General features: G+C 66.2%; 17 protein-coding genes. 10 read left to right on the forward strand and 7 right to left on the reverse strand.

Annotation, left to right across the window (positions count from 1 at the left end):
• The first annotated feature begins 11 nt into the window (after window positions 1-11).
• Window positions 12-1,247, forward strand: coding sequence for a sulfotransferase family protein (locus ASG20_RS18150; RefSeq protein WP_056056175.1), 1,236 nt, complete (start codon window positions 12-14; stop codon window positions 1,245-1,247).
• Between the two features lie 139 nt (window positions 1,248-1,386).
• On the forward strand, window positions 1,387-1,974 hold the full coding sequence (locus ASG20_RS18155) for a phage tail protein (protein ID WP_056056177.1): 588 nt from the start codon (window positions 1,387-1,389) through the stop codon (window positions 1,972-1,974).
• Between the two features lie 267 nt (window positions 1,975-2,241).
• Here ASG20_RS18155 and ASG20_RS18160 read toward each other — a convergent pair whose 3' ends face one another.
• Window positions 2,242-2,559: a DUF6916 family protein gene (locus ASG20_RS18160; RefSeq protein ID WP_056056179.1), complete on the reverse strand. Its 318-nt coding sequence runs from the start codon at window positions 2,557-2,559 to the stop codon at window positions 2,242-2,244.
• A gap of 173 nt (window positions 2,560-2,732) precedes the next feature.
• Between ASG20_RS18160 and ASG20_RS18165 the strand changes: the two genes are divergently transcribed.
• From ASG20_RS18165 to ASG20_RS18175, 3 genes are read left to right on the forward strand one after another with little or no spacing between them, the layout of a single operon-like run.
• The gene (locus ASG20_RS18165; protein WP_056056181.1) at window positions 2,733-3,656 is read left to right on the forward strand and encodes a hypothetical protein; all 924 of its coding nucleotides are present in this window, start codon (window positions 2,733-2,735) and stop codon (window positions 3,654-3,656) included.
• Window positions 3,653-3,922 (forward strand): PqqD family protein, encoded by a 270-nt coding sequence (locus ASG20_RS18170; protein WP_056056183.1) that lies wholly within the window; start codon window positions 3,653-3,655, stop codon window positions 3,920-3,922. Before ASG20_RS18165 ends, ASG20_RS18170 begins: the two co-directional genes overlap by 4 nt.
• A gap of 58 nt (window positions 3,923-3,980) precedes the next feature.
• A complete protein-coding gene (locus ASG20_RS18175) occupies window positions 3,981-5,183 on the forward strand; it encodes a 2OG-Fe(II) oxygenase family protein (RefSeq protein ID WP_056056185.1) in 1,203 nt (400 codons plus the stop codon).
• Here ASG20_RS18175 and ASG20_RS18180 read toward each other — a convergent pair.
• On the reverse strand, window positions 5,180-6,937 hold the full coding sequence (locus tag ASG20_RS18180) for an asparagine synthase-related protein (protein ID WP_056056187.1): 1,758 nt from the start codon (window positions 6,935-6,937) through the stop codon (window positions 5,180-5,182). The two genes, ASG20_RS18175 and ASG20_RS18180, sit on opposite strands and share 4 nt — an antisense overlap.
• Before the next feature lie 59 nt (window positions 6,938-6,996).
• On the opposite strand from ASG20_RS18180, the gene ASG20_RS18185 reads away from it, so the two are divergent.
• Complete coding sequence (locus ASG20_RS18185) at window positions 6,997-7,935, forward strand: hypothetical protein (RefSeq protein WP_133032094.1); 939 nt, start codon at window positions 6,997-6,999, stop codon at window positions 7,933-7,935.
• Window positions 7,936-8,080: 145 nt separating this feature from the next.
• Here ASG20_RS18185 and ASG20_RS19575 read toward each other — a convergent pair whose 3' ends face one another.
• Both ASG20_RS19575 and ASG20_RS20170 read right to left on the reverse strand, forming a co-directional pair.
• Window positions 8,081-8,227: a hypothetical protein gene (locus ASG20_RS19575; RefSeq protein WP_156364436.1), complete on the reverse strand. Its 147-nt coding sequence runs from the start codon at window positions 8,225-8,227 to the stop codon at window positions 8,081-8,083.
• A gap of 104 nt (window positions 8,228-8,331) precedes the next feature.
• Window positions 8,332-8,460 (reverse strand): IS3 family transposase, encoded by a 129-nt coding sequence (locus ASG20_RS20170; protein WP_165899680.1) that lies wholly within the window; start codon window positions 8,458-8,460, stop codon window positions 8,332-8,334.
• Between the two features lie 67 nt (window positions 8,461-8,527).
• Here ASG20_RS20170 and ASG20_RS18190 point away from each other — a divergent pair, with 67 nt between their 5' ends.
• Window positions 8,528-9,724 carry a putative 2OG-Fe(II) oxygenase gene (locus ASG20_RS18190; protein ID WP_056056190.1) on the forward strand — a complete coding sequence of 399 codons (1,197 nt, stop codon included), beginning with the start codon at window positions 8,528-8,530 and terminating at the stop codon, window positions 9,722-9,724.
• A complete protein-coding gene (locus ASG20_RS18195) occupies window positions 9,721-10,647 on the forward strand; it encodes an HPr kinase/phosphorylase (RefSeq protein ID WP_056056192.1) in 927 nt (308 codons plus the stop codon). Before ASG20_RS18190 ends, ASG20_RS18195 begins: the two co-directional genes overlap by 4 nt.
• Here the strand turns inward: ASG20_RS18195 and ASG20_RS18200 are convergent.
• From ASG20_RS18200 to ASG20_RS18210, 3 genes are all read right to left on the reverse strand, one after another.
• Entirely contained in the window at window positions 10,604-11,287 is a 684-nt protein-coding gene (locus ASG20_RS18200) for a 2OG-Fe(II) oxygenase (protein WP_082471077.1), read from the reverse strand. The genes ASG20_RS18195 and ASG20_RS18200 overlap by 44 nt on opposite strands.
• Before the next feature lie 65 nt (window positions 11,288-11,352).
• Window positions 11,353-12,078, reverse strand: coding sequence for a methyltransferase domain-containing protein (locus tag ASG20_RS18205; protein WP_082471078.1), 726 nt, complete (start codon window positions 12,076-12,078; stop codon window positions 11,353-11,355).
• The gene (locus ASG20_RS18210; RefSeq protein ID WP_056056197.1) at window positions 12,048-12,557 is read right to left on the reverse strand and encodes a hypothetical protein; all 510 of its coding nucleotides are present in this window, start codon (window positions 12,555-12,557) and stop codon (window positions 12,048-12,050) included. The genes ASG20_RS18205 and ASG20_RS18210 overlap by 31 nt, the downstream gene beginning before the upstream one ends.
• A gap of 137 nt (window positions 12,558-12,694) precedes the next feature.
• Between ASG20_RS18210 and ASG20_RS18215 the strand changes: the two genes are divergently transcribed.
• Both ASG20_RS18215 and ASG20_RS18220 read left to right on the forward strand, forming a co-directional pair.
• Entirely contained in the window at window positions 12,695-13,870 is a 1,176-nt protein-coding gene (locus tag ASG20_RS18215) for a hypothetical protein (protein WP_056056199.1), read from the forward strand.
• Entirely contained in the window at window positions 13,867-15,060 is a 1,194-nt protein-coding gene (locus ASG20_RS18220) for a nucleotidyltransferase domain-containing protein (protein WP_133032095.1), read from the forward strand. Before ASG20_RS18215 ends, ASG20_RS18220 begins: the two co-directional genes overlap by 4 nt.
• Window positions 15,061-15,085: the final 25 nt, after the last annotated feature.

A 15,085-nucleotide genomic window follows, 5' to 3' on the forward strand; every position in this document is an offset into this window, starting at 1 on the left:
AAGGAGAGCCCGTGGCCACGATGTCCAACCGCGATGCCATGGCGGCCGACACGGCCATCGGCGCCTCGCCGCTCGCCGCGTTCCGCACTCTGGTGCTGGCCGACGATACGTTGCAGGCCCGGCTCGGCGCGATCGAACGCCCCGATCGCTATATCACCGACGCAATCGCGCTCGCGGCCGCGCATGGCATCCCGCTCGAGGCGGACGCGATCCGCGACGCGATCCTGCCGATGGGGCGTCCGAAGCCCCCTCCGATCACGCTCGATCGCTGGCCCCCGCGCGGCTGGCTGCCGATCCACGCGGTGGAGACCGGCGCCGCCCCCGCGTTCGACTGGGCCTGGTTCGGTGCCCAGGCGCTCGACGCGCCCTTCTACGGGGATATGATCCGCCGGTTCACAGCGCGCTCGTTCAACCGGATGTTTCGCGTACGGACCGATCTGGCTACGCTCGTCGACGGCAGAGATGCCGTAATCGGACCGGTGCCCGCCGGCTTCATCCACCATATGTCGCGATGCGGCTCGACGCTGGTCGCACAGATGCTGGGTGCCGATCCGCATCACGTCGTGCTTTCCGAACCCGCACCGCTCGATGCGGTCGTGCGCTGGGCGCTGCAATCGGAGACGCCGCGAGACGATCAGGTCACGGCGCTGCGGGCGGTCGTCGCCGCGCTCGGTCGCGACCGGTCGGGCCAGACGCGCCGCGTCGTCTTCAAGCTCGACAGCTGGCACGCAGTGGCGCTGCCGCTGTTCCGCGCGGCGTTTCCCGAAACGCCCTGGGTGTTCCTGTACCGCGATCCGGTCGAGATACTCGTCTCGCAGCAGCGGCAGCGTGGCATCCACACAGTGCCGGGGCTGTTGCCGGCGAGCATCGTCGACATCGCGGGCGGCGCGGCCATGGCCGCGGATCGCTATGCGGCGTGCGTCCTCAAGCGGATCGGCGAGGCGGTCCTGGATCATTGGCCCCTCGATCATTCGCCGTCGGGAGGCGGACTGCTGGTCGACTATGCGGAAATGCCGGATGCGGTCGTCGATCGGATCGCCCCGCATTTCGGATTCGTGCCCGACGCCGGCCAGCGCGCTGCGATGATGCAGGTGGCGACGCGCGACGCCAAGGCGCCCGACCGGCGCTTCACACCCGACACTACCGCGAAACGACGCGATGCGACCCCCGAGATCGAAGCGGCGCGCGTCCTAGTCGATCCGGTCCATGCCAGGCTCGAGACCTTGCGCAAGGCCTCAAAACCATGACCCAGCCTGCAACAGTATAATGTTTGCGCTAAACTTGATCGAAAATCGATCATGATTTTCGTTTTTGCTGTCATCTGCATGATGTTGACTTCTAGTATCAATATATCGATTGTAACCTCTGACCAGGGGAGAATGTCATATGGGTGCCGAACCATTTTTAGGCGAAATCTGCATTCTCGGGTTCACGTTTGCACCATCTGGCTATGCTTTATGCAATGGGCAGATCATGTCCATCGCTCAGAACACCGCGCTGTTTTCCTTGCTGGGCACGACTTATGGCGGCAACGGCTCGACGACGTTTGCGCTCCCCGATCTGCGCGGTCGCGCTCCAATCCATTTCGGACAAGGGCCTAGCCTTGCGCCATATGCCCAAGGCCAGGTCGGCGGTATAGAGGCAACCACGCTTACGACTGCTCAGTTGCCCGCGCATACGCATGGTTTCGCCGACAACGGCTCGGCACTGAACGCGATAACGACCAAGGCAACCTCTCAGATACCGGCTGCGGGCTCGTTTCTGGCCAGGACCGTCGACGGCAGTACGTCGGGCGCCCAGCCGCTCATCTATGTCCCGGCAGGTACAGCCGGCACGTCCGTGGCAATGGGCGGCCTGAACGTCGCAGGGACCATTGCACCCACAGGCCAGAACCAGCCGGTTCCGATCATGCAGCCGTATCTTGTGCTAAACTATTCGATAGCCCTCCAGGGTATTTTCCCGTCGCGCAACTAGCGCCGGGATACGCGGGAGTTGGTGTTGAACAAGGGGCGTTTTGGCAATAATCGGGGCGTGATCGAGCATACCGAAAAGCTGTCCGATAGCCCCCCGCCCGGCGGTCATCTGCCGCACGGACCGCTTCAGAGCCGACCGCTTATTACGAGGCCCATGTACGTCGAAAACCGCTGCGATTTCGATATCTTCGGAGTCCAGAATGACGGTTGTCGAACCTCGACAGCTACTCGGCAAAACCTCTGCTCCAGCCGCGAAAATTCGCGATACTCAGTTGAACACCGCCTGGTAATAATAGCCCGGTTCACCGGACAGGGGACGCGAAATCTGCACGATATCGATCCGGTCGGGGCCGAACCCCTGGCCGCGCAGGACATAGGTGCCCGACGTAAGCATGGCTTCCGGCGCGGAACGGAAGATCAGAATGAACGGCAGCCGATCGAGCTTGGCATGATTGGCCAGCGAAGTCGCTTCGACAAGGTGCAGCGCGACGGGTTGCGGATCGCAATCGGCCATCAGTGCGGATCCGACCAACGGAACGAATTCGGCGAGATGGATAGGACGGAAAAGCGGCACGCTGTTCGACATCCCGCAGGCTTAGCATCGCGCCCGCCCCGATCACAGCGTCCATCGACGGATATGCCACCGATGTCGATCCGATTGTCGGCATATCGACCGCAACTTCTGAAAGACCGACCGGCCGCTCCGGTCCTCCCGGCTTCGGCGCGGTCCGAGCCAGTATCGAAAAGGGAACGATCATCATGACCGACGGCGGTCTTCATGCCGGCGTCGATCGCCAGCGCTGCATCGGGTTCGACCGAATACTCGATACCGACCGGCGCATCCGAGGCACCCTTGCCGCGTCACCAGCAGTATTGGCATCGCGCGAGAGGGGAGACCCCATCGCGATCGGCTGGCAGCCGGCGATCGCGGTCTCCGCCCATCCCCGGCCAATCTGGTCGCAAATCGGGGAGTATCTGTACTTCAACGCGCCGGCGGTCGCCGAATATCGCTGCACACGGGCGCTGATCGACGTGACTCCATTCGCAGGCGCGCCCGACGCGGCGGTCGAGGCGCTGCTGGTCGCGACCGCGCTACCCGCGACCTTGTGGATGCGCGGCGACGTCATGCTGCATGCCGCGGCGATCGTCCCGCATGACTGCGACGACGATGGCGCGCTGGCGATCGCGGGCGCTTCGGGCAGCGGCAAGTCGCGGCTTGCCGCAGAATTCCTCGCGCGCGGTGCCTCACTGGTCGCCGACGACAGCATCGCGGTTCGCCGCCAGCATGGCCAGGTGCGGTGCGCCGGACTTGCCGGTGGCTATCACCTGGAACGGCATCTAAAATCGAACCCGGCGACCAGAGACACGACCGAGCGCGCCTTCCACGCCGTCGCGGAGCACCGCGCGCGGGGCTCGGCTCGGCTGGCGGCGATTGTCGTTCTCGAAGACGATCTACAGACCGATCGGACTCGCTTGCACGGTGTCGCGGCGGTCGAAGCGCTACTGGCGAACCGGCACCGCGCCAGCGTGCCGCGCCGCTGCGGCCTCGAGCCGCGCGGGCTCCGCGATGTGGCACATTTTGCGCGAACCGTCCCCGTCTGGAAGTGGCCGAGACACGACGCGGATGCGCTGCTCGACGACGATGTTCGACACATGATCATGCAAGAGAAGGGACAGCAATGACCGAGACACTATGGCAGCGGACCGACGAATGGGTAGGCACCGAGGTCGAGGACAGCTTCGTCATGATCAACCTGGAAACGGGGACCTATGTAACGCTGAACCCAACCGCCAACGCGGTCTGGGACATGCTCGAGACGCCGCGGACGCAGAGCGCGGTCGAGGCGTCGCTGCTCGACCAATTCGACGTTACCGTAGCGGACTGCACGACCGCGGTGACGACGCTTCTCGCGAAGATGCACGCCATGAAGCTCGCCGCACCGGTCTGATCACACCGAACTGATCACACCGATCTGGTCGTCGTCGCTTGCAACAGGGGAGGGGCCCATGCTGATACGTCCCGAACCCGCTAAGGCGCTGAGCGCACGCCAGGAATGCGCCATCCTGACCCATGCGGTTGCCCGCAATCCCGGATCCGCATCGTTGCGCCTGCGGCTAGCGAGGCTGCTTAACCAGCTCGACGCGTTCGACGAAGCGATCGCCGTGCTGACCGCGCCCGATGCCGCGACGCCTAACTCCCCCGATTACGGTGCGTGCATGGCGCTGGCGGCGGCCTGGTTCGGGCGGGACCAGCCCGGTGATACGGTCCGCGCGCACCATACCGCGATCCGCGCGGAGGCGCTCGCCACGACCAGTACACAGCGCAGCGCGGCGCTGGCCGATCAGGGCAAGGCGTTGCTGCGGCTAGATCGTCTCAACGCCGCGCGCGATCGGTTGACCAAGGCGCTGCGACGCGATCCCGGCAACATGCCGGCCTGCCGACACCTCGCCACCGAATTGCTGCGGACTGGCGACACCGAGGCGGCGATCGCGATGACCGACCGGCTGGCGGCGCAGGGCATCGGTCATGCCCGGCTGTTCATGGCACGGATGCTCGCCTTCGCGCAGCTCGACCGGATCGCGGAGGCGCGCGCGATCATCGATCCGGAGCGGTTCCGGCATCGCCGGATCCTGACGCCTCCGCTTGGCTGGGCGGATATCGCGGCGTTCAATACCGCACTCGTAGAGGAACTGAAGACGCACCCCGGGCTGCGCTACGAACGCCACGGTACCGCATCGCGCAGCACCTGGCGGATCGATGCGCTGGCGACTGGCGCCGCACCGATCGCGCGCGCGCTGCTGGCACAGATCGCGGAGACTGCGGAACGGCATGTCGCCGCGTTGTCGGACATCGCGCATCCCTGGCTTGCGGCACGTCCCGATCGCGGCGAGCTGCGGAGCTGGTGCGTCATCACCGAAGGCGAAGGCTTCGAGCAATGGCACGCGCATCCGTTCGGCTGGATGAGCGGGGTCTATTACGCTCAGGTCCCCGATACGGTCGTCACCGGCAGTGATGCCGGCGGGTGCATCGCGTTCGGTCTGCCCGATGGCTTGATCGGTGCCGACAGGGCAGCGCAGTTCGGCGAGGATCTGGTCCGCCCGCAGCCGGGCTTGCTGATGCTGTTCCCGTCGCACAGCTATCACCGCACGTTCCCGCATGGTGCCGAAGATCGCCGGATCTGCGTGTCGTTCGATATTTGGCCTGCTTAGGAGCGCGCGCGCCACCAGGTCAGGAATTCCGCGGTGATCGCGGTCAGTTGCACCTCGTAGGATTCAGCGAAGTTTGTCGGCCCGCGCTCGGCGACCTTTGCAAGCGCCTGGTCGAGCCAGTCGAGGTCGATCCACTCCTGCACCTCGGCCTTGCGGAACTCGGCGATCCGCCCGCGCGCCGCAGGCGCCTGGCGTTGGAGCCGCGCCATGTGATCGGGCGATGCCGGCCTGCCCGAGCGCCGCAACCGGATCGTGTCGGGCAGATAACCCGCGAGCATGTGGCGTACCGGCGCACGATCGAGACCGTCATGGACGAGAAAGCCCGCCGGAAACCCTGCGAACAGCCGAAGCAGCCGCACGTCGCGGAACGGGAATTCCATCCGCAGCGCACCCGGATAGAATTCGTTCGGATGGAGCAGCGCCTTGTCCGCGCCGGGTAGATACCCCCACGCGTCACGCGGACGCCGGACCTCGTTTTTCACCGTGGCAGCGGGGGGCGCGCGCATCGCCTCAGGCAGCGCGCCGAGACGCTCCGCCGACAACCGGACATGGAACGCCCCCCCCGCCGGCTCCACCGCGGTCCCCGCCAGATAGCGGCGCACACGTCCCGCGGTGCCGCGCAGTTGCTGCCGCATCGTCGTCAGCGCGAACTTACCCGTCAGTGTCGCCTCGCCGAACGAGCCGTCGAACAGCGCGGTCGCGCCTAGCGCCTTGCCGCGCATCTGAAACGTCTCGGTCAGACAGTGCCGCACCGGCATCGGCGGACGACTCGCCCCGCCCAGGATCAGGTCGGAGGGGCGGTAGATATCGGCGTTTTCGGGCGGCGAGACATGCTCGGCGGTCAGACCGATCCGATCAGCGACCGCATCGGCGAACACGGCTTCGTCGACAAGCCCGCTACCGGGCGGCGCGACCGAGGTCAGCAGGATCATCCGCTGGTCCGCCGCCCGCTCGCGCGCAGCCAGCCACGCGATCGTCGAGGAATCCAGCCCGCCGCTGAGCAGCACGCCCGGCACCGCCGTCCGGGCGATCCGCGCCCGCAAAATCGTCTGCATCGTTTCTTCGGACGCGACGACCGCATCGTCGAACGACCCTGTCCACCGAGGCTGCGGGACTAGGATCGCTGCGACATCACGGTAGATGCCGTCCGCCATAATCGTTAGCCGCGTCGCGGGCTCGAGCTGCCGGACCTTGGCCAGCATCGTCCGATCACCCATCTCCTCGCGCAGCGCCGCACGTAGGTCAGCACGCCCGATCGACGCCAGCAACCCCATTTCGTCGAGCCGGTTGCCGATCCACGCAATCCGTGACAACGCGAACAGGTTCGGGGCGACCGCGACGCGCGGACCGTCGACTGCGAAGAACAGCCGATCGCGCCGCGCGGCCGACATCGTCAACACCAGCCGGCGGTCCCGACGATCCCAGTGGAGAAGCGACCACTCACCGATCATCTCGGCCGGGGTTTCGCTTCCGAACCGGTCCAGCGCGGCGCGCGCGAGCAACGCTGCAGGCAGCGTCGGCGGAACGTTCAGCCGCACCGCTAACGCTTGCGGTTCCTCGATATGGCCAACAAGGATGGTCAACGCATCGTCCGCCTCGATCCGGTGCAACGCGGTGCGATCTTGCGGGTCGACCTCATGCGCGAACGCCGCACCCGACACGTTGCCGCTATCCAGTCCAAGCGCGGCGACATCGCGCGGATCGACCGGTCCGCCATCGAGACGGAACAGACCGTAGATTCCGCTGCTCAGCATTGTACCGACCCATGATTGACGCGCGTGCGGCGTCGGATAAACAATGGCGGATGCCCGACATGGATCGTCTTGCCGCCAAGAGTGCGCTGCGCGAAGCGATGGCGCGCAACGCCTATGCGCGCGGCGAAGTACGCATCGCCGATCCCGATCTGACCGAACAGACCTGGCTGGTCGCGTCGCATCGCGGGCTCTTCGCGATCTCCGCCGATGGCGGGCCGGGGGCCGGCGTGGAAACCGCCAGCGTAAAAACCATAGTCTATGGCTGGTTCTTTGGCCTTTGCCGGCACCACGACGTGCTCTACGTATTTGAGAATTGCGGACACCGCGACCGCACCATACCGATGGGGCGAATCGTCCGTTTCGATCTTGCCGGAGACCGGCTGGCCACGCCCGAGGTAATCGTCATCGGGTTGCACACCAATTGCCACCAGATCGCAGTCATCGATGGGCTGTTGTGCGTACTCGACACCGCGAACCAGGCGATCCTTCGGTTCACACTTGAAGGCAACGCGGTCGACGTCCAGCGCCCGTTCGCGGCCGCGCCGCCATACGACACCAGCGGTGCGTATCTGCATATCAACGCGATAGCAGCAGTCGGCGACCGCACGGCGATCATGCTTCACAACGGCAAGGCGATCCCCGCAAAGACTAGTGAGCTCGCTTGGCTCGACCGCGACTGGCGGGTGATCGAGCGTCAGCCGCTGCCCGGGTATAGCTGTCACGACATCGTCGCGGACGAACGCGGGATGCTATGGCACTGCGACTCGATGGCCGGCGACATCATGGCCGCGGATGGCACGCGTGCGCATGTCACCGACACGCTCATGACGCGAGGACTGGCAATCACGCGCAATGCAATCATCGTCGGCATGTCCAGTTTCGGCCCCCGCCATCTGCGCAGCAAGCTGCATGGCGGAGTCGTGATACTCGATCGCGCGCTCGAACTGCGCATGACGATGGTCCTCGATGGATCGCCGACGGATATTATCGCACTGTAACAATATCCTGTCGCGACGGCCGTAGCGACGCGCTTCAACGACAACCCGAACAATACCCCGTACCGTCGGCTCGTACCGACGACGCAGAACCCCGACGCAACGACGTAGCCACGCGATCAAGCGCTCCGGCGTACGCTAGGAGCGATCAGGACCTCTGGCAATCCGGGGAGGGGTTGCCCCCGACATCGTTACCCAAACCAGGTGACAGCGCGGTTTCACGGACATCGAGTTCGCGAATTTCAGGTGCGATCCAGGTCTTGCGCTGGCCTGAAGGAATGATCTGATCTGTCATTGTACTATCCTCGTATACTGCGTCCAAGTCTACGCAATGCCCTATAGGTGCGATCTACGCCTGTTTTTCTCTCATAGACAAGAGATTCGATTATCCATCGATTTTCATCTGCGCACGTCGTTGAACCAACGAATATACTCAAATTGGTTTTTCTTTAGCAGGTATAGCCTTTTAAAACATATGTTTCCATATATAATTTCGCCGATAACTGATCCATACTGTAGAGATTGCACCAGTTTTTTATGCTGAATCGTCGCAAGGGGTCATGCTTGGTGAATTCGCCGAACCGTGAGAGCGTTCATGTTGCAGCGCACTAAGATCGACCTTGAAGTCGCCAAGCAGTTGACGCTTCCGCAAGAGTTGGCGATCGTCCGAGCAGCCTATGCCCGTCATCAGGGGCTCGTGGTCCGCAGCCGATTGGCGACGCTTTTGCTGGTTTGCGATGCGTTTGACGACCTTGTCACCTTGCTGTCGCCACACGACGACCTGAATTTCCTCGAAGAAATGCTCTTGGCCCAAGCATGCCTTGCCCGCGAGACGCCGGAGGATGACGACCATGCGCGGCGCGTTGCGAACCGCGCGCTAGCGTCGGCGACCAGCGACGTGCAGCGCGCGGCCGCGCTCGCGGTACGCGGCAAGGCGGAAATTCGGCTCGGCGCAGTCGAGGCGGCGCGGACGACGCTTGATCGCGCGCTGCGCTACGACCCGCGCGAGAAGGACGCCTGCAAGCGGCTCGCTGCACTCGATCTCGCCGCGAACGATCCCGCTGCGGTGCTGGCGATGGTCGAGCGCCTGACCGCGCGCGGCGCCGCGCATGCCCGATTGTTCGCCGCTCAATCGCTTGCCTTGGCGCAGGCTGGCGCGATTCAGGCGGCACGCGCAGCGACCGGGCAGGGAGAACTCACCGCGATGGCGACGCTCGCACCGCCGCCCGGCTGGGACGACATCCACGCGTTCAACGCGGCGCTGGCCGAGGAACTACTTGCGCATCCGGGGCTCCGCTACGAACGCTATGGTACCGCATCGGCACGGACTTGGCGGATCGATTCCCCGGCAACGCGCGAAGCGCCTCTGGTCCGCCTGCTGCTCGCGCATATCGCCGACGCGATCGCGGCGCATCTGGAAGGCCTGGCCGATCTCGACCACCCCTGGGCCCGCGCACGACCGACCGCGGCGATGCTGCGCAGCTGGTGCGTCATCACCGAGAGCGACGGTTTTGAAACTTGGCACGTTCACCAATTCGGTTGGCTGAGCGGAGTCTATTACGTCCGGGTTCCGGACTCGATCACGCACGGCGAGGACCCAGGCGGATGCCTAGCGTTCGGAATCCCCGAAGACCTGGTCGGGGATGACGCCGCGTCCGCGTTCGGCACGCGGACGGTGCGGCCGCACGACGGCCTGATGCTCGCCTTTCCGTCGCACAGCTATCACCGCACCTTCCCGCACGGCCTGATCGAGAAGCGGATCTGCGTCGCGTTCGATCTCAGGCCGCTGTGAGCGAAGAGTACCGCGCATCGGCGTTCGGCCTAACATGGCATTCGGACATCGCGCTCGACGGCTTCGACCAATGGTCCCCGACACTTGATACGCCGCGACCCTGCGTGCGCGTGACGCGCGTCGCCGCGCTTGCCGACCGCGGGCCGGGACACGCGCTCAACCGGGGACAACTCTATCCCGACGGCATCCGGCTCGGCTGGGGAGACGCGGTCGTTTTCGACATGATCGATGGCGCCCGGATCGACTATCTGCCCGGCCCCGGCTGGCGCGGCTCGCTGCCGTTCACCTTCTACAGCACGATCAGCGCGGTGACGCTGGCGTGGCGCGGCACGATCCCGTTCCATGCCTGCATGGTCGAAGTCGACGGTTGCGCGGTACTGATCGCGGGCCGATCGGGGGCAGGTAAATCGAGCCTCACCGCAGCGCTGCTCAGGCTCGGCGCGCGCCTCGTCGCCGACGATCTGGCCGTGATCGGTGTCGCCGACGGCCGGATCGAGGCGCTGCGCGGTCGCCCGACGATGCGCCAGCACCGCGATACAGCCGCGCGGATCGACGCCGATCTTCGCGTACCCGTGCCCGACGACCCGCGCGGCAAATGGCTGGTGCGTCCGCGCGCGCGCGCAGCCGATGTCGCGCTACCGCTTGCCGGCCTGCTGACACTGACTGACCGGCCTTTGGCGCTCGACGCACGCGCGAAGCTCGCCGCGCTCTCAGTGCATCTCTTCCGGCCGAGGTGGCTCGCCGCGCTCCCGAACCAAGCGGTCCGCCGCCACGACCTGCTGAAGATCGCCGCAGCGATACCCATCGCCACCTTGCCCGCGATCGCGACATTCGACCCCCACGATCAGAAGGACCGCGCCCACCGGGCGCTCGCGCAGATCAGGACGATGATCGCGGCACGGCCTGCACGAACCAGCCAGTGAACACGCGCCGCGGTCCCCCGCTCGCCAACGGCAGAACGCGGTGTTCAAGGTCGCTGGCAATATCAAAGATCAACGCGGTCCCGGCACGATCGTGACGATAGCGGACCAGCGTCTCCTGCGTCCCGGTCATACGCAGCTCGAAACTGCCCCCCTCATAGGCGGCATCGGACAGGTTGATGGTAATCCCGAGTTTGCGAGCGCCTGCCGCATCGTCGTGCGTGTCGTTATGCCAGTCGAGCGCGTCTAAGCCGTTGGCGCGGTTCTGTACGAGCCGTCCTTCGACGCGGTGCAGGTCGTGGCAACCGGTGACCACCTCGATCCAGTGCAGGAACGACGGACGACTGAGCACGATGTTCAGCGCGGCGCCGACCCGCTGTGGTGCCTCGACCTCGCGCGATCCAAGCTGGTCGACATGGTCGGCGACGAACCCCCCGCGACGACAGCGATCAAGCAGGCTGGCGAGCAGGTCAGGGGCTATGAGGTCACGACATTCGATCGCACGCTGCCGTTTGAAATCCTGCGCAGCGCCCGCGGGTGCGACGAGTATCTCGGTACGTTGCGCACCAATCGCGATCGGCCGCCCCCCAAGACCCGACAGCGAAGCCGGTTCGAACGGCGACGGCATGATTGATACGGGCATTTCCCCTTCCCCATAAAAGCGCGCGATAGGCCAACGAACCCGCGCGCAGGGATCGCGTCAAGCCGCTACCGTTTCAAGAACACGAACGCGGCGTAGTTGTCGTGGGGTAACAGCCGATCGTCGGCGCCGTAAAACGGGCCCGGTTGTAGCTTTATGCCCGGTGTCACGATCGCCCGGTAGCGTACCGCTACAGGGGCGTCGGTGAACCGGAAATTGCATCCCCACAGGATGAGAAGCCCCCCCGGACGGATACATCGGTCAAGCGCGTCGACCGCCGCGGCGAACCGCGAGAACGGGAGCAATCGGGTACAACGGTCGGGACGCCACGCATCGAGATCGCCGTGGCGCAGCACCGACAGGCAGAACACCGCATCATATCCCTCTGCCGTCAGCACGTTCGGCGTATCGGCACAGGCGAACCGGATCTGCCCCAGCCCCAGGCGATCGGCGGTCCGTCGAGCCTGCGCGATGCAGGCAGGGTTCGCGTCGATCGCGTCGATCCGCGCATGCGGCAGATACCGCGCCAGCGTGACCGCTTCCTCGCCCGTCGAACACCCGAACGACAACAGGCGCGGTGCCGGATTATCCCCTAATCGCGCCGCCACGGCTGCGAACAATCCCGGATGCCGATCCAGTCGCGTCACCGTGGCAGGCTGAAACAGCTGTGCGCCCCGCCGTCCGGCGTCGAGCCGCCCGCGGCCGAGCGGCGTCGCCAGCGCCCGAACAAAACGAACGAGGGCAACGAGCCTCGGGAACGCTTTCAGGCGGTTACGCACGAAAGTCGCAACCATGTCCGCATCGCCGGAAAGCGCGGAGCCCCATCACCCGGGCGTGCCGCCATCCGCCAATATTGCAGCATCGGCAGCCCGATAAAGCTTCCCCAAGCAAACGCCGCGATCAGATAGTCGGGGCCACCCTTATAGCCTGCGTGGAACAGCGTGGCCGTAGGGATGCCGATCGCCATCGCCGCGGCATAGGACCAGGCGATCGCCGCCATCTCTTCGGCGGGATCGTCGCCGACCTGCGACAGCGTATCCCAAAGCGCCGGATTGGTCACCGCAAGGTGCCCCGCCTCGTGGAGCAGGTCGCCGATCCGGCCCGGCTGCGCGGGGTCGTACACCACCGCGCCACCCCGAACCGTCATCGCCAGCAGAACCGCATCGGCAGGCACGATCCCGACCGCGGCCGTCAGCCCGATACGCTCCAGGAAAGCGAGAATATCGGCCAGTTCCGGCGCATTGCCTAGCGGAGAAGGGTGCCCGGTCTGCATGTAGACACGTCTACGCGTCTACGACCATACCGGCAAGGCGCGCGCAAATACCCGCTTGTTAAACGCCCGCCAATGGCCGACCATCGATCCGCACGCGTCGCTGTGCGGGTCGAATTCCTTCTATCCAGGAACCGCGCATGACCAGGATCGTGCTTTTCGCAGTATCGACGCTTACGCTAGCCGGCCCCGCAGCCGCGCAGGTCGATCCGGTCGCGCGCGCGATGGCGGCGAAGGCGCTCTCGGTCGCGACTGCACCGACGACGATGAAGACGACGATCGTCGGTGGCGAGCAACCCGATACGCCGGCCGTCTCGGGCGCTTCGGGGACAATCGGCAACTCGCCGATCCAGGTCAACGGCAGCGCCGCCAACGACACCGGCTATCTTGCATTCAAATACGGCGCAGACGGCAAGGGGGTGACCAATTACTGGGTCAAGACGCGCAGCCCGGCGATGAACGGCTATGCCGCGGTCCAGAACGGCGATCGCATCGTCGTCGACCTGTGGCAGGCGGGCACCGGCGGACAGACCGGGCATGTCGGCGGGAGCCGGGTCACCGTCGACAATGCGGTCTTTTCGGCAGGCGAGGTCGCCGGGCGCTGGGCGCTGTTCACCGGCACCGGGGTCGCGTCGTCACAGGTGAGCAAGCAGTATCCGGTTCGCTACGGCACGATGAACGCGATCGTCGCCAACAGCTATCAGCAGGTGATTTTCCCTGGCGGCGTCAACCCGGCGCTGCCATCGGCGGGGAGCAATTTCGGCGGATGGGTGGTGATCGGCGCGGGTGCGGCGTCGCCCGGTTTCGGCGCGCTGAAGTTTCTGCGGTCGGGCGCCGCGCTGCTCGCCACGCCTGAGGCGGGCGCGTTCGAGGTCGATGCGAACGCCCGGCCGTATTTCACCGCGGCCGACGGCGTCCGGCGCGGCGTCATGCTCGCCGACACCAGCGATCCGAGCGTCACGGTGCTGCCGGGCGCGGGCGCAGGCGCGACCGTCACGATCGACGCGAACGGCAATGCGGGGGTCGTCCTGCTGGTCACGGGCCCGGGACCCGGTAACGGACCGGGCAGCAGACCGGGCGCGGGGCTTGGCGCGGGCGACCTGTTCACGGTGACCTATGCGCATGCCTATCCGTCCGCCAGCTACCCGGTGATCTCGGCCGCCAACGCAGCTGCGGTCGCACTGGTCCGGAACGGCTATCTGACCGCGACGAAGACAGGCTTCACCGTCAGCGTGCCGATCGGTCCTGGGGATGGCCCGGGCGCAGCGCTTCCGACCGGCAGCTATGCCATCACCTTCAACGCACCCGGCGCTTGACCCGACCAGCGCTTCCCGAGCCGGCGTTTCCCGAGCCAGCGCACCGGTCGATGGTCTCGCCCGAATTCGCGTTCGTCTGCGCCTGCGCCGGACCGCTCGCCACATCCGACACGGACGGCGATCTCGACGGTCCCTCGCTCGCCGCGATAGCCCACCGGCATCAGGTCGTGTCGCTGGTGGTCGAGGCGCTCAAACGACACGGCCGGCCGATCCCGCCGGCGCTTGCCGCGCGCCACGATCCGCTGGCGCCGCTGCGCGCGGCACGCGAGGCGATCCGGTTGCGGACGCTGTTGCTGGCGGAAGAGATCGAGCCGATCTTCCTTAAGGGGAGCGCGCTGGCGGTGCTGGCCTACGGCGCGCTCGCCCGTCGTCAGTTCAGCGATATCGATCTGCTGGTTCGCCCCGAGGATGCCCGCCGCGCAGCTGCGCTGCTCGAGAACGCCGGGTATCGCGCACGCAGCGATACGGGCGCCAATCTCGCAAACAGGGTCGCGCGGCTCTCGCCGCTCGCCAAGGACATGGAAGTGCGTCACGCCGGCACCGGCCAGATCGTCGAGCTTCACTGGCGCATGACCGACGCTCTGCGCGAACGCCCGGCCCAGGATCGCGAAGCCGTCCAGTGGGTAGACCTGGCCCCCGGCGCAGCCGTCCCCACGCTCGCGACCGACGCGCTGTTCGCCTATATCTGCAACCACGGCGCCGCGCATATGTGGGCGCGGCTGCGCTGGCTGGCCGACGTCGCGGCGTTGCTGGCGCGCGAGCCCGACGGCGGGGACCGGCTCTGGCACGCCGCGGTCGCGCGCCGCCAGGGTCGCGCGGCCGCCTCCGCCATCCTGCTGGCCCGGCGGTATTTTGGCACGCCCGTCCCGCCAGCCTTCGCGGCCCCCGTATCGCTGCGCCTGAGGTTGCTCGTCGCACTGTCCCGACGCGTGATCGAAGCGGGTGGCGGCACCACCGAGCTCGCCCGCACGCGCTGGCGCGGCTGGGCCGAGATGACGGGCAAGCTGCTCGTCGCGTCGAGCCCCGGCGATCTCGGCGGATGGTGCGTCCGCCTGCTGTTCTCGGCGTCCGATGCCGAGGCAGAGCCCTCGCGCTTCTGGTTCGTGCTCCACCCGCTGCAGCGCATCCCGAGGCTACTCAAGCGACGCAGGCTGCGGCAGGACCTGCGCCGCACGCGCGAGCGCGCCTGAACCCCGCAAGTCCCTGAACCCCGCA

The organism is Sphingomonas sp. Leaf198, from assembly GCF_001424005.1.
Lineage (GTDB): Bacteria > Pseudomonadota > Alphaproteobacteria > Sphingomonadales > Sphingomonadaceae > Sphingomonas.

What these genes read in the sequence shown, in the direction of transcription:
- ASG20_RS18155 (WP_056056177.1), top strand. Translation starts at nt 1,387, where the DNA reads ATGGGTGCCGAACCATTTTTAGGCGAAATCTGCATTCTCGGGTTCACG.
- ASG20_RS18160 (WP_056056179.1), bottom strand. Translation starts at nt 2,559, where the DNA reads ATGTCGAACAGCGTGCCGCTTTTCCGTCCTATCCATCTCGCCGAATTC.
- ASG20_RS18165 (WP_056056181.1), top strand. Translation starts at nt 2,733, where the DNA reads ATGACCGACGGCGGTCTTCATGCCGGCGTCGATCGCCAGCGCTGCATC.
- ASG20_RS18170 (WP_056056183.1), top strand. Translation starts at nt 3,653, where the DNA reads ATGACCGAGACACTATGGCAGCGGACCGACGAATGGGTAGGCACCGAG.
- ASG20_RS18175 (WP_056056185.1), top strand. Translation starts at nt 3,981, where the DNA reads ATGCTGATACGTCCCGAACCCGCTAAGGCGCTGAGCGCACGCCAGGAA.
- ASG20_RS18180 (WP_056056187.1), bottom strand. Translation starts at nt 6,937, where the DNA reads ATGCTGAGCAGCGGAATCTACGGTCTGTTCCGTCTCGATGGCGGACCG.
- ASG20_RS18185 (WP_133032094.1), top strand. Translation starts at nt 6,997, where the DNA reads ATGGATCGTCTTGCCGCCAAGAGTGCGCTGCGCGAAGCGATGGCGCGC.
- ASG20_RS19575 (WP_156364436.1), bottom strand. Translation starts at nt 8,227, where the DNA reads ATGACAGATCAGATCATTCCTTCAGGCCAGCGCAAGACCTGGATCGCA.
- ASG20_RS18190 (WP_056056190.1), top strand. Translation starts at nt 8,528, where the DNA reads ATGTTGCAGCGCACTAAGATCGACCTTGAAGTCGCCAAGCAGTTGACG.
- ASG20_RS18200 (WP_082471077.1), bottom strand. Translation starts at nt 11,287, where the DNA reads ATGCCCGTATCAATCATGCCGTCGCCGTTCGAACCGGCTTCGCTGTCG.
- ASG20_RS18205 (WP_082471078.1), bottom strand. Translation starts at nt 12,078, where the DNA reads ATGGTTGCGACTTTCGTGCGTAACCGCCTGAAAGCGTTCCCGAGGCTC.
- ASG20_RS18210 (WP_056056197.1), bottom strand. Translation starts at nt 12,557, where the DNA reads ATGCAGACCGGGCACCCTTCTCCGCTAGGCAATGCGCCGGAACTGGCC.
- ASG20_RS18215 (WP_056056199.1), top strand. Translation starts at nt 12,695, where the DNA reads ATGACCAGGATCGTGCTTTTCGCAGTATCGACGCTTACGCTAGCCGGC.